The sequence below is a fragment of the Rhizobium esperanzae genome (assembly GCF_002204185.1).
In the GTDB taxonomy this organism is placed as follows: Bacteria; Pseudomonadota; Alphaproteobacteria; order Rhizobiales; family Rhizobiaceae; genus Rhizobium; species Rhizobium esperanzae.
In genome coordinates, this window is the sequence record NZ_MXPU01000016.1 from 22,399 (window position 1) to 43,682 (window position 21,284).

22 protein-coding genes and 1 pseudogene are annotated in these 21,284 nt (G+C 61.9%); 10 read left to right on the forward strand and 13 right to left on the reverse strand.

Annotation, left to right across the window (positions count from 1 at the left end):
• Nucleotides 1–209: 209 nt before the first annotated feature.
• On the reverse strand, nucleotides 210–1,124 hold the full coding sequence (locus tag B5E41_RS22035; protein ID WP_088396045.1) for an NmrA/HSCARG family protein: 915 nt from the start codon (nucleotides 1,122–1,124) through the stop codon (nucleotides 210–212).
• Nucleotides 1,125–1,268: 144 nt separating this feature from the next.
• On the opposite strand from B5E41_RS22035, the gene B5E41_RS22040 reads away from it, so the two are divergent.
• On the forward strand, nucleotides 1,269–2,255 hold the full coding sequence (locus B5E41_RS22040) for a LysR family transcriptional regulator (RefSeq protein WP_088396046.1): 987 nt from the start codon (nucleotides 1,269–1,271) through the stop codon (nucleotides 2,253–2,255).
• A gap of 79 nt (nucleotides 2,256–2,334) precedes the next feature.
• On the opposite strand, the gene ribB is transcribed toward B5E41_RS22040, so the two are convergent.
• Nucleotides 2,335–3,438, reverse strand: coding sequence for a 3,4-dihydroxy-2-butanone-4-phosphate synthase (ribB, locus tag B5E41_RS22045; protein ID WP_088396047.1), 1,104 nt, complete (start codon nucleotides 3,436–3,438; stop codon nucleotides 2,335–2,337).
• 8 nt (nucleotides 3,439–3,446) lie between these two features.
• Nucleotides 3,447–4,544, reverse strand: a complete 1,098-nt coding sequence (gene aroC / locus B5E41_RS22050) for a chorismate synthase (protein WP_088396139.1) — start codon at nucleotides 4,542–4,544, stop codon at nucleotides 3,447–3,449.
• Between the two features lie 328 nt (nucleotides 4,545–4,872).
• Here aroC and B5E41_RS22055 point away from each other — a divergent pair, with 328 nt between their 5' ends.
• The 3 genes and pseudogenes from B5E41_RS22055 (at nucleotide 4,873) to B5E41_RS32350 (ending at nucleotide 5,694) form a co-directional block, all read left to right on the forward strand.
• Nucleotides 4,873–5,133 carry a DUF1344 domain-containing protein gene (locus tag B5E41_RS22055; protein WP_003569889.1) on the forward strand — a complete coding sequence of 87 codons (261 nt, stop codon included), beginning with the start codon at nucleotides 4,873–4,875 and terminating at the stop codon, nucleotides 5,131–5,133.
• A gap of 119 nt (nucleotides 5,134–5,252) precedes the next feature.
• Nucleotides 5,253–5,495 (forward strand): DUF1902 domain-containing protein, encoded by a 243-nt coding sequence (locus tag B5E41_RS22060; protein ID WP_088396048.1) that lies wholly within the window; start codon nucleotides 5,253–5,255, stop codon nucleotides 5,493–5,495.
• Nucleotides 5,496–5,499: 4 nt separating this feature from the next.
• A pseudogene (locus tag B5E41_RS32350) lies at nucleotides 5,500–5,694 on the forward strand (type II toxin-antitoxin system HicA family toxin).
• Nucleotides 5,695–5,712: 18 nt separating this feature from the next.
• On the opposite strand, the gene B5E41_RS22070 reads toward B5E41_RS32350, so the two are convergent.
• The 4 genes from B5E41_RS22070 to B5E41_RS22085 form a co-directional block, all read right to left on the reverse strand.
• A complete protein-coding gene (locus tag B5E41_RS22070; RefSeq protein ID WP_088396049.1) occupies nucleotides 5,713–6,303 on the reverse strand; it encodes a histidine phosphatase family protein in 591 nt (196 codons plus the stop codon).
• Nucleotides 6,304–6,323: 20 nt separating this feature from the next.
• Entirely contained in the window at nucleotides 6,324–7,142 is an 819-nt protein-coding gene (fabI, locus tag B5E41_RS22075; protein WP_011424285.1) for an enoyl-ACP reductase FabI, read from the reverse strand.
• Nucleotides 7,143–7,263: 121 nt separating this feature from the next.
• Nucleotides 7,264–8,472, reverse strand: a complete 1,209-nt coding sequence (locus B5E41_RS22080) for a J domain-containing protein (RefSeq protein WP_088396140.1) — start codon at nucleotides 8,470–8,472, stop codon at nucleotides 7,264–7,266.
• A 298-nt stretch (nucleotides 8,473–8,770) separates the two neighbouring features.
• Complete coding sequence (locus tag B5E41_RS22085) at nucleotides 8,771–9,229, reverse strand: RT0821/Lpp0805 family surface protein (RefSeq protein ID WP_088396050.1); 459 nt, start codon at nucleotides 9,227–9,229, stop codon at nucleotides 8,771–8,773.
• A gap of 65 nt (nucleotides 9,230–9,294) precedes the next feature.
• Between B5E41_RS22085 and pdxH the strand changes: the two genes are divergently transcribed.
• Nucleotides 9,295–9,915, forward strand: a complete 621-nt coding sequence (pdxH, locus tag B5E41_RS22090) for a pyridoxamine 5'-phosphate oxidase (RefSeq protein ID WP_088396051.1) — start codon at nucleotides 9,295–9,297, stop codon at nucleotides 9,913–9,915.
• A gap of 4 nt (nucleotides 9,916–9,919) precedes the next feature.
• Here pdxH and B5E41_RS22095 read toward each other — a convergent pair whose 3' ends face one another.
• Complete coding sequence (locus B5E41_RS22095; RefSeq protein ID WP_088396052.1) at nucleotides 9,920–10,957, reverse strand: polysaccharide deacetylase family protein; 1,038 nt, start codon at nucleotides 10,955–10,957, stop codon at nucleotides 9,920–9,922.
• Nucleotides 10,958–11,169: 212 nt separating this feature from the next.
• On the opposite strand from B5E41_RS22095, the gene B5E41_RS22100 reads away from it, so the two are divergent.
• Nucleotides 11,170–12,453, forward strand: coding sequence for a D-alanyl-D-alanine carboxypeptidase family protein (locus B5E41_RS22100; RefSeq protein WP_088396141.1), 1,284 nt, complete (start codon nucleotides 11,170–11,172; stop codon nucleotides 12,451–12,453).
• Between the two features lie 76 nt (nucleotides 12,454–12,529).
• Complete coding sequence (locus B5E41_RS22105) at nucleotides 12,530–12,847, forward strand: nucleoside triphosphate pyrophosphohydrolase family protein (protein ID WP_088396053.1); 318 nt, start codon at nucleotides 12,530–12,532, stop codon at nucleotides 12,845–12,847.
• Between the two features lie 45 nt (nucleotides 12,848–12,892).
• On the opposite strand, the gene B5E41_RS22110 is transcribed toward B5E41_RS22105, so the two are convergent.
• Nucleotides 12,893–13,906 carry an inorganic phosphate transporter gene (locus B5E41_RS22110; RefSeq protein WP_088396054.1) on the reverse strand — a complete coding sequence of 338 codons (1,014 nt, stop codon included), beginning with the start codon at nucleotides 13,904–13,906 and terminating at the stop codon, nucleotides 12,893–12,895.
• The gene (locus tag B5E41_RS22115) at nucleotides 13,906–14,547 is read right to left on the reverse strand and encodes a DUF47 domain-containing protein (RefSeq protein WP_088396055.1); all 642 of its coding nucleotides are present in this window, start codon (nucleotides 14,545–14,547) and stop codon (nucleotides 13,906–13,908) included. Before B5E41_RS22115 ends, B5E41_RS22110 begins: the two co-directional genes overlap by 1 nt.
• A gap of 259 nt (nucleotides 14,548–14,806) precedes the next feature.
• On the opposite strand from B5E41_RS22115, the gene B5E41_RS22120 reads away from it, so the two are divergent.
• On the forward strand, nucleotides 14,807–15,304 hold the full coding sequence (locus B5E41_RS22120) for an NUDIX hydrolase (RefSeq protein ID WP_088396142.1): 498 nt from the start codon (nucleotides 14,807–14,809) through the stop codon (nucleotides 15,302–15,304).
• Between the two features lie 32 nt (nucleotides 15,305–15,336).
• Here the strand turns inward: B5E41_RS22120 and B5E41_RS22125 are convergent, their stop codons facing one another.
• The 3 genes from B5E41_RS22125 to B5E41_RS22135 all read right to left on the reverse strand — a co-directional run bounded on the left by B5E41_RS22125 (nucleotide 15,337) and on the right by B5E41_RS22135 (nucleotide 18,324).
• A complete protein-coding gene (locus tag B5E41_RS22125) occupies nucleotides 15,337–15,828 on the reverse strand; it encodes a GNAT family N-acetyltransferase (RefSeq protein ID WP_088396143.1) in 492 nt (163 codons plus the stop codon).
• 16 nt (nucleotides 15,829–15,844) lie between these two features.
• Nucleotides 15,845–17,260: a metalloprotease TldD gene (gene tldD / locus B5E41_RS22130; RefSeq protein WP_088396056.1), complete on the reverse strand. Its 1,416-nt coding sequence runs from the start codon at nucleotides 17,258–17,260 to the stop codon at nucleotides 15,845–15,847.
• 407 nt (nucleotides 17,261–17,667) lie between these two features.
• Nucleotides 17,668–18,324, reverse strand: a complete 657-nt coding sequence (locus tag B5E41_RS22135) for an invasion associated locus B family protein (protein ID WP_088396057.1) — start codon at nucleotides 18,322–18,324, stop codon at nucleotides 17,668–17,670.
• A gap of 316 nt (nucleotides 18,325–18,640) precedes the next feature.
• On the opposite strand from B5E41_RS22135, the gene coxB reads away from it, so the two are divergent.
• Together coxB and ctaD are read left to right on the forward strand one after the other, a co-directional pair.
• Nucleotides 18,641–19,525, forward strand: coding sequence for a cytochrome c oxidase subunit II (gene coxB, locus B5E41_RS22140; RefSeq protein ID WP_064800920.1), 885 nt, complete (start codon nucleotides 18,641–18,643; stop codon nucleotides 19,523–19,525).
• An 18-nt stretch (nucleotides 19,526–19,543) separates the two neighbouring features.
• Nucleotides 19,544–21,244, forward strand: a complete 1,701-nt coding sequence (gene ctaD, locus B5E41_RS22145) for a cytochrome c oxidase subunit I (RefSeq protein WP_088396058.1) — start codon at nucleotides 19,544–19,546, stop codon at nucleotides 21,242–21,244.
• Nucleotides 21,245–21,284 lie beyond the last annotated feature (40 nt).

The following is a 21,284-nucleotide window of genomic DNA, read 5'->3' on the forward strand; positions in this document are numbered from 1 at the left end:
GCCGGCGAGATTGGCAAGAACGCCAACCACGCTCTCCGTCATCCCAGGCCTTGAGTCTGGGATCCATGCCACGACTGCCGGTGGATGCGGCGTGGATGCTCGGCTCAAGGCCGAGCATGACCGAGGGTGGGGTAGGCAGGAGAGACCATTCACCGCGCAGACGCGCGGTTCAGAAATGCTCTGGTGCCTGATTTTAAGTGGCGTGATGTTCAAGCGGAAGCTGCGCCGAGCCGGAAATTGTCCCGAGCCCATGATGCAAATGTAGTCGGCATCTTGCCTGCTACCCTGTTCGCGAGCGAGATTTGATTGTCGTGTGAGCCCGGTCCAAGATAGGTGTAGGTCTCGTAGTAGGCCAGCGTATCACCTAACGCGTCAGCCCCGGGGAAGAAGCCTGCGTACACCTCCCGAGGAACCTGGGTGAACGAGACCTTGTGGCCCAACTGGTTCAATGTGTCTACGAGTTCATTGAAGCTCATGAAGGCGCCGACCAGCGGAAGATACGCGCCGTTGCCAGTTTCTTCCGGATGTGCGAATGCACCAGCCACGATGTTGCCCAGTTCGTTGATGTCGCCAGCGTGAAGGCAACGTACCGTCGGATCGATAGGCAGCGTCCAACCCAAGCTTCCATCCTGCTGCACTTGCGGACCGTATGGTCCCGCGAAGTTCTGATAGTAGGCGGGCGGTATGACAAAGGTGTGCCGTGGAAATCCGGCATTCTTCACAAACGAGTCAACCTTAGCCTTCCCGGTGAATTGGGGAACGTCGAACTTGCCGCCGCTGATCGCCTCGACGTTTGGAAGGGTCGACCAGATGAGATGGTTGACGCCTGCAGCTTTCGCGGCCTGAATTGCCGCTGTTGCCTGCTTGATCTCGTCGATGCCGTCTTGCCAGAAGTTGGTGACGAGAAAGACGCCGTGCACGCCGTCGAGGGCCGCTGCAATCGTCTCCGGCCGGTCCAGATCTGCCGCGACGACTTCGTCTGCGACGCCCTTGTACTTGCCCGGGTCGCGCGAGAGCGCGCGCACATTGAACTGGCCGCTCGTCTTCAGGGCCCGCACAACGCCGCCGCCCTGGTTGCCCGTCGCACCGAACACGGCGATCAGTTTCTTTCCGTTGGATACCATCTGTAGCTCTTTCACTTTCAGCTTGAGGCGCGGCGCGCTGACGCGAAACCGGCCCTCTCGATCATCTGCGGCACCATCTTGCGGCGGATCGAAATTCGTAACAATGCTTCAACAGTTGACATCATTTGCCAGGATTTGATCCATATGAGCGATCCCGTGGAAACCGCCGAACTCGTCGCCTTCACCAAGACGGTCGACGCCAAGTCCCTCTCTCGTGCCGCCGCCGAGCTGCGCGTTCCGCGCGCGACCGTGAGCCGCCGTCTTGCTCGCCTCGAGGAGCGTCTGGGCGCGCGGCTGCTGCGCCGCACCACGCGCAGCCTTGTCCTCACGGATATCGGAGAGGTGTTCTATCGGCAGGCCTGCATCGCGCTTGAGGCCGTGCGGCTCGCCGAACAGAGCGTGCGGATGACCGACGATGTCATGCGCGGCGATCTACGCGTCTCGGTGCCGCCGATGATGAGCGTGAGCTTCCATGCGATGCTCTGCGAATTCGCCAGCCTCTACCCAGAGCTGCGCGTCCATGTTCACATCTCGAACCAGCTCGTTGATATCCTCCACGGCGGCTACGACGTCGCGCTTCGTGCCAGCAGCCAACTCCAGCCCGGCCTCATCGCGCGCACGCTTTTTCGCGACCCGATGATCGCCGTCGCGGCGCCCGCCTATCTGGCCGGTCGCGGCACGCCGCGTACGCAACGCGATTTGCGGACCCACCGCTGCCTTCTTGGCTTTGCGCGCGGCGAGCTGCCGGAGACCCACTGGCCACTGGCCTCTGGCGGTAAGCTCCACGTCGACGGCGCGTTCTTTTCGAACGACATCGCCCTGTTGCGCGACGCCGCCATAAGCGGACTTGGCATCGCGCTCCTTCCGCGTGGTCTCGTGTCGCCGCACCTCGAAAGCGGGGCGCTCGTGCAGGTGCTTGCCGGCGTCGTCGGCGCCGAAATGCAGATCGCGCTCGTCTACCCCGAGCGCGCGTTCTTGCCGCCTCAAGTGCGCGCTTTTATCGACGCGGTCGCGGCCTGGGTGCCGCGGGAGCTTGTCGCAAACCAACATAATTCACAGCGCGAGCCGTCGGGCGGCGTAACACGGGCGAAGGAGGCTGCGCCTCGCTCGAGCAAAAGAGCTCCCAGCTAGTTGTCTTTCGCTGGCGACGATCGGTGGGTCAGTTTCCACCGATCTCAGCCGCTCGCATTTATGCGGGGCACTGCCTGGACTAGCAGATCTCCGTCTTGCTGATCTTGATCCCGAAACCTTCCAGGCCGACATAGTGGCGCTCGCGGCTGGTGAGCAGCTTGATCGAGCTGACGCCGAGGTCCTTGAGGATCTGAGCGCCGAGGCCGATTTCCAGCCATTCGCTTTCGCGGCTCTGCGCTTCGGCATGGGCTTCGCGGCCCTGGTTGCGGGCCTTGCGGCCATTGTCGTAATGGCCGACGCCGACAGAGCCCTCTCGCAGATAGACGATGACGCCGCGGCCTTCGGCAGCGATCTTCTCCATGTAGAAATCGACCGGGCTCTTCCTGCCGAAAAGGTCCTCGGCAACGTTTTCCGGATGCAGGCGCACGGGGATGTCGACGCCGTCGCGGATGTCGCCGAAGACAACGGCGAGATGCTGCATCGGGTCCCAGGGCAGGGAATAGGTATGGGCCTTGGCCTTGCCGAACGGCGTGTCGATGTCGAAGCTCGCGCCGTGCTCGACCAAAGTTTCCTTGCGCTGGCGATAGGCGATGAGGTCGGCGACGGAGACGAGCTTCAGCCCGTGCTTTTCGGCGAAATCGACCACCTGCGGCCCGCGGGTGACGGTGCCGTCATCGTTGACGAGTTCGGAGATCACGCCGATCGGCGGCAGGCCGGCGAGCCGGCAGAGGTCGACGGCGGCCTCCGTATGGCCGGAGCGCATCAGAACGCCGCCTTCGCGGGAGACGAGCGGGAAGATGTGGCCGGGACGGACGAAATCGGCCGCCCCGACATTCGGATTGGCAAGGTTGCGTACCGTCAGCGTCCGGTCGTCGGCGGAGATACCGGTCGTGGTGCCGTGCTTGAAATCGACCGAGACGGTGAAGGCCGTCGTGTGAGCCGAATCGTTCTCGGCTACCATGGCGTTGAGGTTGAGGCGCTTGGCCTCTTCCTTCGGCATAGGCGCACAGACGATGCCTGAGGTATGGCGCACGATGAAGGCCATCTTCTCCGGCGTGGTGTGCACGGCGGCGACGATCAGGTCGCCCTCGTTCTCGCGGTCATTGTCGTCCATGACGACGACGATTTCGCCGGCCTCGAAGGCCCTGATGGCGTCGACGACGCGTTTCTGATCGTAAGACATGGACGCTCCTATTTCAGACGGCCGGTCTGGCCGCGGTCGCGAAGGTAATGATCGGCAATGGCGCAGGCGACCATCGCCTCGCCGATCGGTACGGCGCGGATGCCGACGCAGGGATCGTGCCGGCCCTTGGTGCGGACGTCGACATTCTTGCCGTCGGCATCGATCGACTGGCGTTCGGTCAGGATCGACGAAGTCGGCTTGACGGCGAAACGCGCGACGATCGGCTGTCCCGTCGAGATTCCGCCCAGAATACCGCCGGCATTGTTGGAAAGGAAGATCGGCGTGCCGTCATTGCCCATGCGCATTTCGTCGGCATTGTCTTCGCCTGAGGTTTCGGCGGCGGCAAAACCATTGCCGATCTCGACGCCCTTGACGGCATTGATCGACATCAGCAGCGAGGCGATGTCCTGGTCGAGCTTCGAATAGATCGGTGCGCCGAGACCGGCGGGCACGCCTTCGGCAATCACTTCGACGACCGCGCCGATCGACGAGCCGGCCTTGCGGACGCCGTCGAGATACTCCTCCCAGACAGGCACGATCGCCGCATCCGGAGAGAAGAATGGGTTCTGCCCGATCTGCTCCCAATCCCAGTTGCTGCGGTCGATCTTGTGCTTGCCGATCTGCACCAGCGCGCCGCGCACTGTAACACCCGGTACGACGAGGCGGGCGATGCCGCCGGCCGCAACGCGGGCGGCAGTCTCGCGCGCCGAGGAGCGGCCGCCGCCGCGATAGTCGCGAATGCCGTATTTGAGGTCATAGGTATAATCGGCATGGCCGGGGCGGTATTGCCGGGCGATCTCGCCATAATCTTTGGAGCGCTGGTCGGTGTTCTCGATCAGCATGGAGATCGGGGTACCGGTTGTCGTCATCGTCTCGCCGTCGGCGTCGAGCATGACGCCGGACAGCACCTTCACCAGATCGTCCTCGCGCCGCTGTGTGACGAAGCGCGATTGTCCGGGCTTGCGCTTGTCGAGCCAGACCTGGAGATCTTCGAGCTTGAAGCGCAGCCCCGGAGGGCAGCCGTCGACGACGCAGCCGAGCGCCGGACCATGGCTTTCGCCCCAGGTGGTTACGCGGAAGAGATGACCGAATGTATTGTGCGACATGTGTTCCCACGGCGGCGCCTTGGGCCGGTCGCCGCCGGCCGCGCCATTGCTTGAAAAGGCGCGACACTCATAGGCCAAAAAACCGCCGAGGCAAAAGCCTTTCTTTGCGTCAAACCGGCAGTGGCGGAAATGCTGTTTCCGTCCTTGCAACGGAAGGGCCGTCACGAAGCCCGAAGGAAAAGGCGTGGTTAACGCAGCGTCTTGATTATGTTTAAAATGCGATTCATCAATTGGGCGGGAAAAGCCATCCTTACGGGCAATTTTCGCCATATTCAGGAGATTATCTGTGGCCAGTGTTCTCGTGCAGCGTTTCAAGAGGATTGTTGCCATGCGTTTCGTCGTCGCCACGCTTTTGGCCACAGCAAGTTTCCTGTCGCCGATGAGCGGTTTCGCCGAGAGCGCCGATGTCGAGGCGACGATCAAGAAGGTCGACACGGCCAATCTGGTGCTGACGCTCGACGACGGCAAGACCTATCAGGCACCGGAGGAGTTCAACTTCGACGGCCTCGAAGCCGGCGTCAAAGTGATCGTGTTTTATACCGAAGTTGACGGCAAGCGCGTCATCAACGATCTCGATATCGTCAAATAGGCGCCTAACACCCAGATCGGCGTATAAAGTTCAGTTTTATTCAGTTACATATGTACACTGTGACGCGGCGATGGATGCCGGCCGCGCGGAACAATCGCGTCCGTTATGGAGAATGGTCTATGAAGCACGCCTCGATCATAGTGCGCGCGGATTGGGATGAAGAGGCTGGCGTTTGGGTTGCCAGCAGCAACGATATCGAAGGGCTGGCCGTTGAGGCAGATACCCTCGAAGCCCTGGAGCCGAAGGTTGTCGCAGCGATCACCGACCTTTTCGAGCTGAACGGTTTTACCTCGAGCCTGCCGGAGATCCCCATTCACATCATGGCCGAGCAGCTCGTTCGCATTCCCAATCCTTCCTATTGAGCGCATGGCCGGCTATCTCCGTGAGCTCAAAGAATTACTGCTGAAAGCCGGCTGCGAATATGTGCGGCCGGGAAAGGGCGACCATGAAATCTGGTAGAGCCCGATTTCTGGCCGTCATTTCACGGTCGATCATGGTGTAAAATCCCGCCACACGGCGAATGAAACGCTAAAACAGGCCGGACTTCCGAAGGCATTCTGATCGAGACGCCGACGAGGCCTACAGCCAGACGATCGTCCGGTCACTGGTGTCGATCCTGACGATCTGGTCCTGCGGGATGCCGCCTTCGGCAGCGCTGCTTTTCGGCAGGTCGGCGATCATCTGGAAAAACGTGCGAATGACGCCGCCATGGGTGACGCAGACCGTCGGGCGGTCGACGGAGCGCAGCCATGCGCCGGTGCGCCAGGAGAGGATTTCGTAGCTTTCCGCATCATCGCCGGGCGGGATGAAATCCCATTTCGAGGCGTTGCGTTCGGCCACTCGCTCGGCCTGCGTCGCCCTCAGTTCCTTGAGTGTCGAACCCTCCCAATCGCCGAAGGAAATCTCCACCAGTCTCGGATCGGTGCGATAGGCAAGCGGCGGCAGGCCCATGGCGGCGCGCATGATTTCCATGGTCGCGCGCGTGCGCCCGAGCGGGCTTGCGACGAAATCAAACTCGCCAACCGTCTCGCCAAGAATTTCCGCAAGCGCGATACCGTTCCGCCGGGCCTGTTCCAGGCCGATGGCGTTCATCGGAACGTCCTTCTGACCCTGCAGGCGGCGCTCGGCATTCCAGTCCGTCTGACCGTGTCTGATCACATAGATAAGCACGGTCCAGACTCCGGAGGCATTTAGTCCTTGACGACCGAAATATCGGGCGCGTCGACCGCCTTCATGCCGATGACATGATAACCGCTGTCGGCATGGTGCACTTCACCGGTGACCGAGCGCGACAGGTCGGACAGTAGATAGAGGCCGACATCGCCGACTTCCTCGATGGTGACGGTGCGGCGCAGCGGGGCGTTATATTCGTTCCACTTCAGGATATAGCGGAAATCGCCGATGCCGGAGGCGGCGAGCGTCTTGATCGGCCCGGCCGAAACGGCGTTGACGCGGATGTTCTGCGGCCCGAGGTCGACGGCGAGATATTTGACGCTGGCTTCGAGGGCGGCCTTGGCGACACCCATGACGTTATAGTTCGGCATCACCTTCTCGGCGCCGTAATAGGTCAGCGTCAGCATCGAGCCGCCTTCCGTCATCAGCTTCTCGGCGCGGCGTGCGACCGAGGTGAAGGAGTAGACGGAAATCTGCATCGTCTTGTTGAAATTATCGGGCGAGGTGTCGATGTACCGGCCGGTCAGCTCGTCCTTGTCGGAAAAGCCGATCGCGTGCACGAGAAAATCGATCTTGCCCCAGAGCTTTTCGACATTCTCGAAAACCGCGTCGATGGTGGCTTCGTCGGCGACATCGCAATGGCCGACCAGCGTCGCGTCGATTTCGGCGGCGAGCGGCTCGACACGCTTCTTCAGGGCATCGCCCTGATAGGTGAGCGCAACCTCTCCGCCCTGCGCATGAATGGCCTTGGCAATACCCCACGCAATCGAACGATTGTTGGCGACACCCATGATGACGCCGCGTTTGCCTGCCATGAGGCCGGATGCTTGAGCCATATTTCGCTCCCTAGGATTCTGATCGATCCTGCCTATGGCATAGGCCGTTAATCGGTTCAAGCTTGGCCTGGATCATCAACTGTTAGGGATCGTAACAAAGGGTGCGAATGTCATAAAAATTTCACAGGAACAGGCCTTCGCGCATGCTCCGCATGAGATCGGTGATCTTGTCGTCGGGTTTTTCCCACAGGATGATGCGCAATTCGACGACGAGATCGCCTCTGCTGCCGTCTTCACGCGGCAATCCCTGGCCGGGAATCGCGATCGTCTTGTCCGAGCCCGACCATGCGGGAACGGTGATGTACAAAGGCCCGGCCGGGCCGTCGATGTGTGCTTCGGTGCCGAGCACGGCATTTTCGATGCTGATCGGCAGCACGGCGTGCAGGTCGAAACCGTCGACGGTAAAGCGCGGGTCGGGGGCGATGCGGATATTGACGACGGCGTCGCCGCGCTGCATGCCCGGCAGCTTGAAGCCCTGTCCCTTGAGCCTGATCTCGTGACCATCGGTCGTGCCCGCCGGTAGCGCGAAGCCGATTTCGCGGCCCTCCGGCAACGATGCGGTGATCCAGCCGCTCTTCAGCACGTCGTCGATCGTGACCGTCGCCGTCGTCACCTCGTCAGGCGCTTTCTCCATGCCGGTATCCTTGGCGCCGGTGAAACGGCGCACCAGCGATGTCAGGATGCTGAGCGGCAGCGACAGGTTGGCGCCGGCATTATTTGACGTCTCGCCGGGTTCCTCGTCGGCTTCGGCGGCCTCGCCATCCATGCGCTTACCCGCTTCGGCATGTGTCTGGCCCTGTGTTTGCTGAGAATGCGTCTGCTGATTCTGTGTTTGCTGATTCTGGGCCTGCTGGTTCGGGGCCTGCTGGGCGCGGCCTTGCGTCTGGCCGCCCGCCGCAGCGCGCGCCTGCGCGCCGAAAATGCGTTCCACCATCTCCTCGGCGCCTTCGCCGGCACCGGTCTGCTGTCTCTGGCAGTCGGCCGCGACCTTCTGGGCAGCCCGGGCAAGCTCTTCCATCACCCGCTCGGCATTGGCCTGCGCCGCCTTGGCGCGAGCCGCGGCCTCGCGCGCAGCCTGGCGCTGCTGCATGATCGTCTGTTCCTGCTTCTTGGCTTCCGCCATCCGCACGGCATTGTCGAACAGGCTGCGTTTGCGCGGGTCTCTCAGCGTTTCGTAGGCGCGGCCGATCTCGGCGAACCGAGCCGTCGCCGTCGGATCGCCTTGGTTGTGATCGGGATGGGCTGCTTTGGCCATGTTGCGCCAGGCCGCCTTGATCTCGTCTGCCGCCGCGTCGCGCTTGACGCCCAGAATTTTGTAAGGATCGCGCATGTCAAAACCGCCGGTGTTGCGATGCGGGCGCCTGTCCTTGCCCGGCATCCCCGCCCAATATCGAAGTCCAATATCAACATGTGAGGCGCCACCGGCTGCAAAGGCAGGGAGAGCCACTCTCAAAGCCGATCGTGCGGCCGAGTTGCTAATCACTTCTTATTTCTGTGGGGGGATGGGGAGTGTTTTGCCGTAAATGGTTAGCTCTTTGCTAAGCATTCTCCACAAAGCCGGCGGCCGTTAACCTGTCGCGCGCCGAATCGCAGATTGAATCCTGCCGGATCAGCTTTCCCGCCGGAGATTAACTTTCCGGCTGGAAGCTCAAGAGCTGCCAATTGCCGCCGCCGACGAGGCAGGTCTTGCCGTAGAATTTGGCGATGCCGACATAGGAATGCCGCGTCGTGCGGAACTGCCTGCAGACCTGGCCCGATTCGTTGTTTTCGACGATCGTGTCGATGACGCCGGCGCTGCCGGTGGATGCATTCGCCCAGGGAAGCGGCTGGCCCTCGAGCTTGTTGACATCGGCCGACGTCACGGCGTTGCGCACCGTCATTTCGTCCGAGAGGGTGTCGGTGCTCGGCGGCGTCTGCGGCACGGTGCCGGTGGCCACCGACCGATCGACCTTGGCTTCGCTCAGGAAATCCATCCCGCCCGCAAGGCAGCCGGAGAGCGACAGCATTGCGGCGCCGACAACCAGGAAGACGCTGCTGCGTTGCCGCAGGCCCTTTGTATGGCGATATGACTTTGCTATGACTTCCACCCTGCGTCCTGTCCAGTTATCAAAAGCTGGGCGAGTTTTGAATAATCCGGGGCATTTGAACCAATATGTCGGCAAACGAGTTAACAAGCGGTGACTTTACCGAAAGTGGCGAGCCCTTCAAGCTCTTTGCCGAATGGCTGAAGAAAGCGGAGGCCTCCGAACCGAACGATCCCAATGCCGTGGCGCTGGCAACGGTCGACGAGCATGGTCTTCCCAATGTCCGCATGGTGCTCCTGAAGGGATTCGACGATGACGGTTTCGTCTTCTACACCAATTTCGAGAGCCAGAAAGGTCGCGAAATCTTGGGGCAGAAGAAAGCCGCCATGTGCTTCCACTGGAAAAGCCTGCGCCGCCAGGTGCGGTTGCGCGGGCCCGTCGAGATCGTGAGCGACGCCGAAGCCGACGCATATTTCAAGACGCGGGCGCGCGGCAGCCGCATCGGCGCCTGGGCCTCCAAACAATCGCGTCCGCTCGAAAGCCGATTCGCGCTGGAGAAGGCGGTGGCCGAATACACCGCCCGCTACGCGATTGGCGAGATACCCCGGCCTCCCTATTGGTCGGGCTTCCGCATCCGGCCGACCTCGATCGAATTCTGGAAAGATCAGAATTTCCGCCTGCATGACCGCATCGAATTCCGACGACCGTCGCCGGTCGGAGCGTGGGAAAAGGTGCGGATGTATCCCTGACCGCTTACCGACCCATCAGCTTCAGCGGAATGCCGGAGGCAAGCGCCGAGACGTAGCGCCGCTTCTGGTAGAGGCCGTTCAGCGACATACGCGGGAGATAGTTGTTCGTACCGGCTGCCGGCAGCCCCGGTTGCGTGGTGACGGCGACCGAAAAGCCCAGCCGGCCGGCAATCGCCGCCTCGCGGGCGGTCGCAGCTTCAGGCGTGCCGTAGGGATAGGCGATCGCGGCGGGACGGACGCCGGTCAGCGCCTCGACGTAATCGGCCGAAACCTCCATCTCGATCCGCGCTTCGGCCTCCGAGAGCCGGGCAAGGGCGCGATGGCTGATCGTATGGGCGCCGAGCGCTGCAAGCGGATGTCGGGCGAGCCGCTGCAATTGCGCCGGCACCATCACCAGATCGCGCACGATATCGGTCGGCTCGATGCCGTTTTCCCGGGCGAGCATATCGAGAGTGGCAACGGCGCGCGCCTCGTCGAAGCGGTGGATATACCGGGCGAAGCGGTCGAAGGCATCCCATTGCTGCCACCGCCCGTCGAGCGCCAGCCGCTCGCTGCCGCGGCCGAAATCGAAGCGGATTTCTTTTGCCTGGCGCAACAGGACGGCGAGCGTTTCCCACCAGATGCTGTGGGAGCCTTCGGCAAAACCCTTGGTGACGAACACGGTGAAAGGTGTCCGATGCCGCTCGAATACCGGCAGCGCATGCTCCATGTTGTCGATGTAGCCGTCGTCGAGCGTAAAGGCCGCAAACGGTCTGCCGCCCTCCGGCTCGGACAACAGCGCCGGCAGCTCGTTAAGCGGCACGAAGCGATAGCCATCGCGGGTCAGCCGCCGCAGTGCGGCATCGAGAAAGTGCGGGGTGATTTCGAGATGCGCGTTCGGCGCAAAAGTCTCTGCGCGCTGCGGGCGGACATGATGCAGCGTGAAGATGACCCCGCGCCCGCGCGCCTGGCGCATGAGGCCGGCCGCGGCGATCAACCAGGACACCTCGAGCCCGGCGCCGATCGCCGCCCTTTTTGCCAATCGCTTCAATTGCCCCGTCATGCGCCGCCCATTGCTTTTGCGGCAAACTAGCAACCGCAGCTTAAGCCTTGCTCCCGATTTTGCACAACTTCTTTCGTTTTTTGTTAACCAAGACGGTGAAAAGGCTAGAAAAATGGTAGGCGTTGCCGCAAAGTCGCGCCAAACTTGCGGCTTCTGTCACATTACGACACATGGCCGGCCCGATCGAGAGCCAGCGCATCAGGGGGAACTCCATGAGAAAGCTTTTGGCGGCTGTTTTGACCGTAACGCTGGCCGTTTCGGCGCCGCTTGCGGCTCTTGCCGGTAGCGCCTCGCTGATCCTCGATGCCCGGACCGGCAAGGTGCTGGCATCAGAAAACGCCGATACGCTCAACCATCCGGCCTCGCTGACGAAGATGATGACGCTCTATCTCACCTTCGAGGCGCTGAAACGCGGCAAGATCGCCTGGGATACGCCGATCAAAATGTCGAAATACGCTGCCGCGCGGCCGCCGACCAAGCTCGGCGTCAAGGCGGGCGGCACCATCACGGTGCGCGAGGCGGTCTATGGCATGATCGTCAAATCCGCCAATGACGCCGCCGCCGCCATGGCCGAGACGCTCGGCGGCTCGGAGAGCGGTTTTGCCCGGATGATGACGGCCAAGGCCCGCCAGCTCGGCATGAGCCGCACCGTCTTCGTCAATGCATCGGGCCTGCCGAACAGCAGCCAGGTGACGACGGCGCGCGACATGTCGACGCTCGGCGTGGCGCTGATGAAGAATTTTCCCAACGAATACCGCCTGTTTTCGATGGCGAGCTTCAACTTCCGCGGCAAGACCGTGCGCGGCCACAACAATCTCATGTACCGCTACCAGGGCATGGACGGCATCAAGACGGGTTATACCAACGCGTCGGGCTTCAATCTCGTCAGCGCCGTCAGGGACGGCAACCGCCGTGTCGTCGGCGTCGTGCTCGGCGGCCGCACCGCCCGCAGCCGCGATGCCAGGATGGAGGCACTGCTCGACCGCTATCTCGGCCGCGCCTCGTCATCAGGCGGCGCCAGGCTGATGGCGAGCGTCGGCGCCAGGGAGCCGGTGGAAGTCGCTTCCGCGTCTGACGCTTCCGACGTTCCGGTGCCGCTCAACGCGCAGCGCCCGGACGAAGATCTCGCAACAAAGAGCTTGGCTTATGCCGATGACGCCGTCGTGCCGATGGAGCGTCCGGTCGCGATGGACGAGATTCTGAATGCCGGCAAGGCCGTCAAGGCTCCGGCCGAGAAGACCGATGGAACCTGGCAGATCCAGATTTCGGCCGCGCCGAGTGCCGATGCGGCGCGAGCGCTTCTTGCACAGGCACAGTCGGAAGGCGGCGCGCCGCTGGTTTCCGCGTCGCCCTACACTGAGGCGGTCGGAACGGGCGCCAACAAGATCTATCGCGCCCGCTTTGTCGGCTTCGCCAGCAAGGATGCCGCCGTCTCCGCCTGCGATGCGCTGAAGCAGCGCTCCTACGACTGCATGCTGCTGCCGGACCACGGCTGATCGCCGCACCCAGCCAATCCACTCTGGACAAGCATCGGGAATCAGCGTCTCTTCCATAAACAGAAGGGGAACGCCGATGTTGAGATCGCTTGCCGACCAGTTCGAAACCTCATCAGCCAAATATGCCGCGGCCAACGGCATCGAACGCGACGCCGACTGGTTTCTGTTGAAGCTGCAGGAGGAGGTCGGCGAACTCACCCAGGCCTGGAACCGGCTGACCGGCCGCGGTCGCCGCAGGGAGCGGACGCAGGAAGAGCTCGACCGCGACCTCGCCGACGAGACCGCCGACCTGCTCGGCCATATCCTGCTTTTTGCCCGCCGCAACGACATCGACCTTGCCGCCGCGATCGAACGGAAGTGGCGGTTTCAGCCGGCGCAGACACTGGAGGCGTAAGCACTCCGGCATCGCGCATCCGGATCCGAGAGATCGCGACCGACTTTAGAAGATTGCGCTCAATCCGGTTACCAGCCAGAACGAAAGCGCCGAAATCATCGCGGCGGCGGGCAGGGTGATGATCCACGCCACCACGATATTGCCCGCCAGACCCCAGCGGACCGCAGACATGCGCCTTGCAGCGCCGACGCCGACGATGGCGCCGGTTATGGTGTGGGTGGTGGAAACCGGAATGCCGAGCCAGGTGGCGCCGAAGAGCGTCAAGGCGCCGCCCGTTTCGGCGCAGAATCCTTGCATCGGGTTCAGCCTGGTGATCTTCGAGCCCATCGTATGGACGATGCGCCAGCCGCCGAACAAGGTGCCGAGCGCCATCGCCGCCTGGCATGAAATCACCACCCAGAGCGGCACGTGGAAGCTGCCACCGAGATAGCCCTGCGAGTAAAGAAGCACGGCAATGATGCCCATGGTCTTCTGGGCATCATTGCCGCCATGACCGAGCGAATAGAGCGACGCCGACACGAATTGCAGGAAACGGAAGGACCGATCGACCGCAAATGGCGTTTGCCGGATGAAGATCCAGGTCACCGCCAGGATGAGGAACAGTGCCAAAAGAAAACCGATCATCGGCGACATGACGATGGCGGCGGCGGTCTTGAGAAGACCGCTCCAGACGATCGCGCTCAAGCCGGTTTTGGCAAGGCCCGCACCGACCAGCCCGCCGACCAGAGCATGGGATGAACTGGAGGGAATGCCGAAGACCCAGGTCACGACATTCCAGACGATGGCGCCAATCAAGGCCGCGAAAATCACTTGCGGCGTGACGATCGCCGGATCGATGATGCCGGTCCCGAGCGTCTCGGCCACATGCAGGCCGAAGAATAGGAAGGCGATGAAATTGAAGAATGCCGCCCAGAAGACCGCATATTGCGGCCTCAGGACCCGTGTGGAGACGATTGTTGCGATCGAGTTGGCCGCATCATGCAGGCCATTGAGAAAATCGAACAGCAGCGCGACGCCGATCAGGCCGACAAGAAGCGGAAGAGCGAGTGCGACATCCATCAGACATTCTCGATCACGATGCCGCTGATCTCGTTGGCGACGTCCTCGAAACGGTCGACCACCTTCTCCAGCTCGCCGTAGATTTCGCTGCCGATCATATAGGCCATTGCATTGCCGCCGCCGTGCCGGCGGAACAGATCCTTGAGCCCCTGCTCGTGCAACTCGTCGGAGCGACCTTCCACCCGCGTGACCTGCTCGACGATGGCAGAAAGCCGCGGCGCATTGGCGCTCATGCGATCAAGCAACGGAATGGCCTCGGCAATGAGATTGGCAGCTTCCACAACAGTCTTGCCCATCTCCTGCATCCCCGGATCGAAGCTGGTCTGCTCGAAGAGCCGGATGGTTTTGACGGTCTTGTGCATCATGTCGATCGCGTCATCCATGGATTGGATGAGATCCTTGATGTCGCCGCGATCGAAAGGTGTGATGAAGCTCCGCCGGACGGCCTGCATGACTTCGCGCGTTATATCGTCGGCCTGATCTTCCAGCCGCACGATCGTTTCGCATTGACGCTCGATCTCTATTCCCGACAGCAACCTGTCCAGAGCCTGTGCGGCGTCGACGATCGTTCTGGAATGTTGTTCGAAAAGGACGAAGAACCGGTCTTCGCGCGGCATCAACTTTCGAAACCAACCCAGCATGAACACCTCGTGATCTTTGGTCTGCGCTATAGGCGACAAGCCGTCCTAAACCGTATCCCATTGAAGAGATAGGGGTGAATTTCAGTTTATGACAGATTTGTGACAGTCGCCCTTGAAATAGAGATATAGTTGAGGAACATTGCGGGGAGCCGAACACTGGTTCAGCATCCCAAGCTTCTTTTTCACGATTGATCTATCGCTCAGGAGATTACCATGGCTTCCGCCACCAATGCTGGCCGGCCCGCGGCGGCTGAAGCCGATGCCGAAGAAAGCTAGATCCTATCTTGGCCGGCTGGCAAGCGCGACCGATCAGCTCTTAAGGGGAGAAGCAATCGAGCAGTTTGCGGCGATCTGCTATCGAAAAGTCGGCGACAACTTGGTTGAGGTCCTGCTGATCACATCGCGCGACAGTGGCCGCTGGATCATTCCCAAGGGCTGGCCTATTACGAAGCTTCCGCCCCACCAGGTCGCCGAGCGCGAGGCTTGGGAGGAGGCCGGGGTGAAGGGTAAGGCCAGGAAGCGCCCCTTTGGCTTCTACACCTATATCAAGACGCTGGCCAACGGGGAACGCGTTCCTTCCGTCGTTCAGGTCCATCTCTTGCAAGCTAAAAAAATAGACGAGAATTTTCCGGAGGAAAAACAACGAAACAGCCGATGGCTCCCGCCGCTCGAAGCCGCCGCTCTCGTCCGCGAGCCCGAACTGAAAAGCTTGCTCGGCAAGGTTGAAAGAGCGGTGGTGAAGCCGCCTAAAGCCTGATGCCGAATGTCGGGATGGCTCCAGCTCTTTCGTCAGCCGACCTTGTAGCGATAGAACTTGCTGTCCACCGCCATCAGCGGAAACGAGCGGGGCAGGGCCCCCTTGGTGATCTCGGTAAAGCCGTTCTTCTCGTAGAAGCGATGGGCGGCGACGAATTTGTCCGTCGTGCCGAGGAAGATATCGGTAAGGCCGGCATCTCTGGCGTGATCGAACAGACGCTCGAGAAGCCGCGCCGCTACGCCGTGTTCGCGACCGCGAACCTCGGCGGCGACGAACATCTTGCGCAGTGCCGCCTGATTGTTGCCGATGTCCTTCAGCCCAAGCGTGCCGACGATCGCGCCGTCCTTGACGGCGACCCAGAACTCACCTTTGCCGGACTGATAGAAATCCGGGATGACCCTGAGATCCGGCTGGGCATCGGCTGTGATGTCGATGCCGAACTCCTCGCGCTGGATCGGCAGGATCACCGACAGCACGTCATCGGCATCGCCTTCGGCAAAGGGTCTGATTTCGATCGCTGCCATCATGAAATCCTCAGCCTCAGGTCTGCGTGCCGCCGACGGTGATCTGATCCATGCGCAGATGCGGCTGGCCGACGCCGACCGGAACCCATTGGCCGGCCTTGCCGCAATTGCCGATGCCGGTATCGAGCTTCATGTCGTTGCCGATCATCGACACCCGCTTCATCGCATCCGGGCCGTTGCCGATCAGCATCGCGCCCTTGATCGGCGCGCCGAGCTTGCCGTTTTCGATCAGATAGGCCTCGGTGCAGCCGAAGACGAATTTGCCCGAGGTGATGTCGACCTGGCCACCGCCGAAGGAGACGGCATAGATGCCCTTCTTCACCGAGGCGATGATTTCATCCGGCGTCTTGTCGCCGCCGAGCATATAGGTGTTGGTCATGCGCGGCATCGGCACGTGGGCATAACCCTGCCGGCGGCCGTTGCCGGTGGGCGCCATGCCCATCAGCCGGGCATTCTGCCGGTCCTGCATGTAGCCGACGAGCTTGCCATTCTCGATCAGCACGTTGTAGCCGGACGGCGTGCCCTCGTCGTCGATGGTGATCGAGCCGCGGCGGTTGTCGATCGTCCCGTCGTCGACGACGGTAACGCCGGGAGCGGCGACGATCTGGCCGAGAAGCCCGGCAAAGGCCGACGTCTTCTTGCGGTTGAAATCGCCTTCCAGCCCGTGGCCGACGGCCTCATGTAGCATCACGCCCGGCCAGCCGGAGCCGAGAACGACGTCCATGGTGCCGGCCGGCGCATCGATCGCTTCCAGATTGACGAGTGCCTGGCGCAGCGCCTCGTCGGCGACGTATTGCCAGCTGCCCTCGGCAATGAAATCGCCGAAGCCGATGCGCCCGCCGCTGCCGTAGGAGCCGCTCTCCTGCCGCTCGCCTTCACCGACGACGACGGAAATGTTGATGCGGGTCATCGGCCGGATGTCGCGCACGCGATGGCCGTCGGCACGCAGGATGTCGACGACCTGCCAGCTCGCCGCGACCGAGGCCGTGACCTGCCGCACCTTGTCGTCCTTGCCTCTAAGATAGGCGTCGATATCCTGCAGGACCTTGACCTTCTCCTGGAAGCTCGGCTGGCCGATGGGGTTCTGGTCGCCGTAGAATTTCTTGTTGGTGCCCTGGGGAGCGGCGGCATAGGCGCCGGAATAGCCGCGCGTCACCGCGCCGACCGCATCGGCCGCCCGCTTCAGCGCCGCCACCGAAAGGTCGCCGGCATGGGCATAACCCACGGCTTCGCCGGCAACGGCGCGCAGCCCGAAACCTTGTTCCGTATTGAAGCTGCCGCCCTTCAGCCGGCCATTGTCGAAGGTCAGCGCCTCGGCCTGGGCATGCTCGATAAACAGCTCGCCGTCATCGGCGCCGGCGAGCGCCTGGGCGACGAGACCACGCATCGTGGCTTCGTCGGCATCGAAAAGCGTCAGGAGATCGGTGGTCATGGTCTGGCTCCAATGGGCATGCGGGAATGCGCTTACTCACCTAGATAGGGCTCCAACTGATAAAGAGTGAAGCCCTGTCGCGGAATATTCTGTGTCAGGCAAGATTTCTAGGAGAAGGTGCCCGGCGGGTGGGACGAAGAAGCGCGCGGCATATCTCTTCTCCCCCTCGGGGAGAATGTGCCGGCAGGCGGGTGAGGGGGGCACACGGCACACCCTCTCAACTCCTGTCCAACCACGCCGATGGCAGCGACTCTAAGACAGTCGAGACCATGCCAGTGCGGCCGAAGTCCGGATGAACGTTCTTCCTATTGGAAGGCCGGCTTTGCGGCCCCCTCATCCGCCCTCCGGACACCTTCTCACCGAGGGGAGAAGAGGGACCGACAGGCCGCGGTACATATCAGCAGCCCTCAAGGCAGGGCGTCGAAACCTTCGGCGAAGCCCTTGAGGTCGACGGGGATGCCGATGCCTTCTTCCGGGGTCTGGAAGACGATGAAGGTGGCCTGGGCGCCGCTGCGGAAGGTCTTGAGCAGTTCGTCCTCGAGCACGACCTCGGCATAGCAGCCATCGGCGAAGCAGCGGACGAAGTAGGCGCGGCCGATATCCTTGCCGTCGACATTGAGGCCGAGGCCGTTCGGCAGGAGCACGCCGAGCGGCGCCAGTACGCGCAGGATCTTCGATTTGCGATCGGCCGTCTTCAGCACGACGACGGAAAGCCCGACCTCCGGCCGGTCCTCGGCGATGACGTTCTGCATCAGCGCGCATTGTTCCGTCGCCGCGCCGGCCGGCTTGTCGCAGACGACAGACCAGGCGCCGTGGTTTGATTTCACCGTGCCCGGCGCCTGCGGCTGGGTCTGGCCGGGCGTCACCTGGATATTCGGGTTGGCAGCCGGGGGCTGCTGCGCCGGGGCAGGGGTGGCCGGTGCTGGTGTGGTGGGTTGGGCTGGGGAAGGGGCGGGTTGCTGTGCGAAGACGGGCGTCGTCGCTGCGGCCGCGATGCTGGCAGTCACGAGAAGCGACCGCGCGAGGGAACGGAAACCCATGGAAACCTCTGGATATCGAATCATTGCGGCTATTGTTGAAGCTGCCCACCGGAAATGAAAAGCCCCACCCCGTGAAAACCGGGGGACTGCGGCAGAAATTGGACCTTTGTCAAATAATGTACGGGGGGGCGGATCGGCGGGAAAGGGCATTTTTCATATGCCGATGAAAAACTTGGGATGTTTTGCCGTTCGGCCTGCCTGTGCTTTAAGCAAAAATGCCGCATAGACAATTGCTCCTGCCTGTTGCGGCAAATGCCAAACTGTGGTTTGAAGCGCTGAAGATGGCAAGGATTCTGCGTTCGATTTTGCAGGTCAAGCGCTCGAGGGAGATAATAAGGTGATGAAGAAGGCTTATGCAGCTCTGACCGCACTGGTCTGTCTGCTTTTTGCTTCCGGCACATATGCCGACCAGCCGACGCCGTGGCAGGCGACGCTGCAGCCGGCGGCGACGCCGATTATGCGGGAAATTCATTGGTTCGAACAATATACCCTGTGGTTTATCGTTCCGATCACGCTCTTCGTTCTGATCCTGCTCATCGTCGTCTGCTTCAAGTTCCGCGCCGGCGCCAATCCGGTTCCGTCGCGCACGAGCCACAATACGCTGATCGAGGTCATCTGGACCGTGGGGCCGGTCCTGGTGCTGCTCTTCCTCGCCATTCCCTCGTTCAACCTTCTGACGGCGCAGCTGACGCTGCCCGAAAATCCTGACGTGACGATCAAGGCGACCGCCACCCAGTGGCAGTGGAACTATGAATATGAAGGGTCGGGCGACAGCCCGCTGGCCTTCGATTCCTACCTCTTGAAGGATCAGGATCGCGCCGCCGCCGGCAAGGAAGACAAGTCGGTCTATCCGAGACTTCTCGCCGTCGACAACGAGCTGGTGCTGCCGGTCAACAAGACGGTCCGCGTTCTCGTGACGTCTGCGCCGACCGACGTCATCCATGCTTTCGCCATGCCGTCCTTCGGCATCAAGATCGACGCCGTGCCGGGCCGCCTGAACGAGACCTGGTTCAGGGCCGAGCGCGAGGGCCTGTTCTATGGCCAGTGTTCCGAGCTCTGCGGCAAGGACCATGCGTTCATGCCGATCGCCATCCGCGTCGTCTCCGAGGACAAGTACAAGCAGTGGCTGACCACGGCCGCCAGCGACCTGCCCGGCGCCTACAAGACACTCATGGCCGCAACCGATGGTCCCGCCAAGACCGTCGACGTTGCCGAAGCACAGTAATTAAAGGGGATCGGGACAATGGCTGGACCTTCCGCTCACGACGATCATTCTCACGCCCACCACGACCATGCGCATGATGATCACGATCACCATGATCACGGGCATAAGCCGAGCTTTGTCAATCGCTGGCTGTTCTCGACCAACCACAAGGACATCGGCACGCTCTACCTGATCTTCGCGATCATCGCCGGTATCATCGGCGGCGCGCTGTCGGTGGCCATGCGCATGGAGCTGCAGGAGCCGGGCATCCAGATCTTCCACGGCCTGGCCTCGATGGTCTACGGCTATGAGGGCGATGCCGCCATCGACGGCGCCAAGCAGATGTTCAACATGTTCACGACGGCGCATGCGCTGATCATGATCTTCTTCATGGTCATGCCGGCGATGATCGGCGGTTTTGCCAACTGGATGGTGCCGATCATGATCGGCGCCCCGGACATGGCTTTCCCGCGCCTGAACAACATCTCCTTCTGGCTGATCGTTCCGGCCTTCGCGCTGCTCCTGCTGTCGATGTTCGTCGAAGGCCCGGCTGGCGCCTACGGCACCGGCGGCGGCTGGACCATGTATCCGCCGCTGGCAACGAGCGGCACGCCGGGACCGGCGGTCGACCTGGCGATCTTCGCGCTGCATATTGCCGGCGCCTCGTCGATCCTCGGCGCGATCAACTTCATCACCACGATCCTCAACATGCGCGCGCCCGGCATGACGCTGCACAAGATGCCGCTGTTTGCCTGGTCGGTGCTGATCACCGCCTTCCTGCTCTTGCTATCGCTGCCGGTTCTGGCAGGCGGCATCACCATGCTGCTGACCGACCGGAACTTCGGCACCTCCTTCTTCTCGCCGGAAGGCGGCGGCGACCCGATCCTCTACCAGCACCTGTTCTGGTTCTTCGGTCACCCCGAGGTCTACATTCTCATCCTGCCGGGCTTCGGCATGATCAGCCACATCATTTCGACCTTCTCGAGGAAGCCGATCTTCGGTTATCTCGGCATGGCCTACGCCATGGTCGCGATCGGCGCCGTCGGCTTCGTCGTCTGGGCCCACCACATGTACACGGTCGGTCTGTCGCTCGATGCGCAACGCTACTTCGTCTTCGCCACGATGGTCATCGCCGTTCCGACGGGCGTGAAGATCTTCTCCTGGATCGCGACGATGTGGGGCGGCTCGATTTCGTTCCGCACCCCGATGATCTGGGCGATCGGCTTCATCTTCCTGTTCACGGTCGGCGGCGTTACCGGCGTCCAGCTTGCCAATGCCGGTCTCGACCGTTCGCTGCATGACACCTATTACGTCGTGGCGCACTTCCACTACGTTCTGTCGCTCGGCGCCGTCTTCGCGATCTTTGCCGGCTGGTACTACTGGTTCCCGAAGATGACCGGCTACATGTACAACGAGTTCCTCGGCAAGCTGCATTTCTGGGTCATGTTCATCGGCGTCAACCTGGTGTTCTTCCCGCAGCACTTCCTCGGCCTCGCAGGCATGCCGCGCCGCTACATCGATTATCCGGATGCCTTTGCCGGCTGGAACTACGTGTCCTCCGTCGGTTCCTACATCTCGGCCTTCGGTGTGCTGATCTTCCTCTTCTCGGTCTTCGAAGCCTTCGCCAAGAAGCGCATCGCCGGCGAAAATCCGTGGGGCGAGGGTGCGACGACGCTGGAATGGCAGCTGCCTTCGCCGCCGCCTTATCACCAGTGGGAACAACTGCCGCGCATCAAGTAAAGCGCGCGGAAAACCGGACGCCGCACTCGATACGGCGTCC

Excerpts from the sequence above, each read along its gene's own strand:
- B5E41_RS22080 (WP_088396140.1), bottom strand. The coding sequence starts at position 8,472 with ATGCGCGATCCTTACAAAATTCTGGGCGTCAAGCGCGACGCGGCGGCA.
- B5E41_RS22035 (WP_088396045.1), bottom strand. The coding sequence starts at position 1,124 with ATGGTATCCAACGGAAAGAAACTGATCGCCGTGTTCGGTGCGACGGGC.
- B5E41_RS22120 (WP_088396142.1), top strand. The coding sequence starts at position 14,807 with ATGCCGAAGAAAGCTAGATCCTATCTTGGCCGGCTGGCAAGCGCGACC.
- ctaD (WP_088396058.1), top strand. The coding sequence starts at position 19,544 with ATGGCTGGACCTTCCGCTCACGACGATCATTCTCACGCCCACCACGAC.
- B5E41_RS22095 (WP_088396052.1), bottom strand. The coding sequence starts at position 10,957 with ATGACGGGGCAATTGAAGCGATTGGCAAAAAGGGCGGCGATCGGCGCC.
- B5E41_RS22060 (WP_088396048.1), top strand. The coding sequence starts at position 5,253 with ATGAAGCACGCCTCGATCATAGTGCGCGCGGATTGGGATGAAGAGGCT.
- B5E41_RS22115 (WP_088396055.1), bottom strand. The coding sequence starts at position 14,547 with ATGCTGGGTTGGTTTCGAAAGTTGATGCCGCGCGAAGACCGGTTCTTC.
- ribB (WP_088396047.1), bottom strand. The coding sequence starts at position 3,438 with ATGTCTTACGATCAGAAACGCGTCGTCGACGCCATCAGGGCCTTCGAG.
- coxB (WP_064800920.1), top strand. The coding sequence starts at position 18,641 with ATGAAGAAGGCTTATGCAGCTCTGACCGCACTGGTCTGTCTGCTTTTT.
- B5E41_RS22110 (WP_088396054.1), bottom strand. The coding sequence starts at position 13,906 with ATGGATGTCGCACTCGCTCTTCCGCTTCTTGTCGGCCTGATCGGCGTC.
- aroC (WP_088396139.1), bottom strand. The coding sequence starts at position 4,544 with ATGTCGCACAATACATTCGGTCATCTCTTCCGCGTAACCACCTGGGGC.
- pdxH (WP_088396051.1), top strand. The coding sequence starts at position 9,295 with ATGTCGGCAAACGAGTTAACAAGCGGTGACTTTACCGAAAGTGGCGAG.
- tldD (WP_088396056.1), bottom strand. The coding sequence starts at position 17,260 with ATGACCACCGATCTCCTGACGCTTTTCGATGCCGACGAAGCCACGATG.
- B5E41_RS22100 (WP_088396141.1), top strand. The coding sequence starts at position 11,170 with ATGAGAAAGCTTTTGGCGGCTGTTTTGACCGTAACGCTGGCCGTTTCG.
- B5E41_RS22055 (WP_003569889.1), top strand. The coding sequence starts at position 4,873 with ATGCGTTTCGTCGTCGCCACGCTTTTGGCCACAGCAAGTTTCCTGTCG.
- B5E41_RS22040 (WP_088396046.1), top strand. The coding sequence starts at position 1,269 with ATGAGCGATCCCGTGGAAACCGCCGAACTCGTCGCCTTCACCAAGACG.
- B5E41_RS22105 (WP_088396053.1), top strand. The coding sequence starts at position 12,530 with ATGTTGAGATCGCTTGCCGACCAGTTCGAAACCTCATCAGCCAAATAT.
- B5E41_RS22125 (WP_088396143.1), bottom strand. The coding sequence starts at position 15,828 with ATGGCAGCGATCGAAATCAGACCCTTTGCCGAAGGCGATGCCGATGAC.
- B5E41_RS22135 (WP_088396057.1), bottom strand. The coding sequence starts at position 18,324 with ATGATTCGATATCCAGAGGTTTCCATGGGTTTCCGTTCCCTCGCGCGG.
- fabI (WP_011424285.1), bottom strand. The coding sequence starts at position 7,142 with ATGGCTCAAGCATCCGGCCTCATGGCAGGCAAACGCGGCGTCATCATG.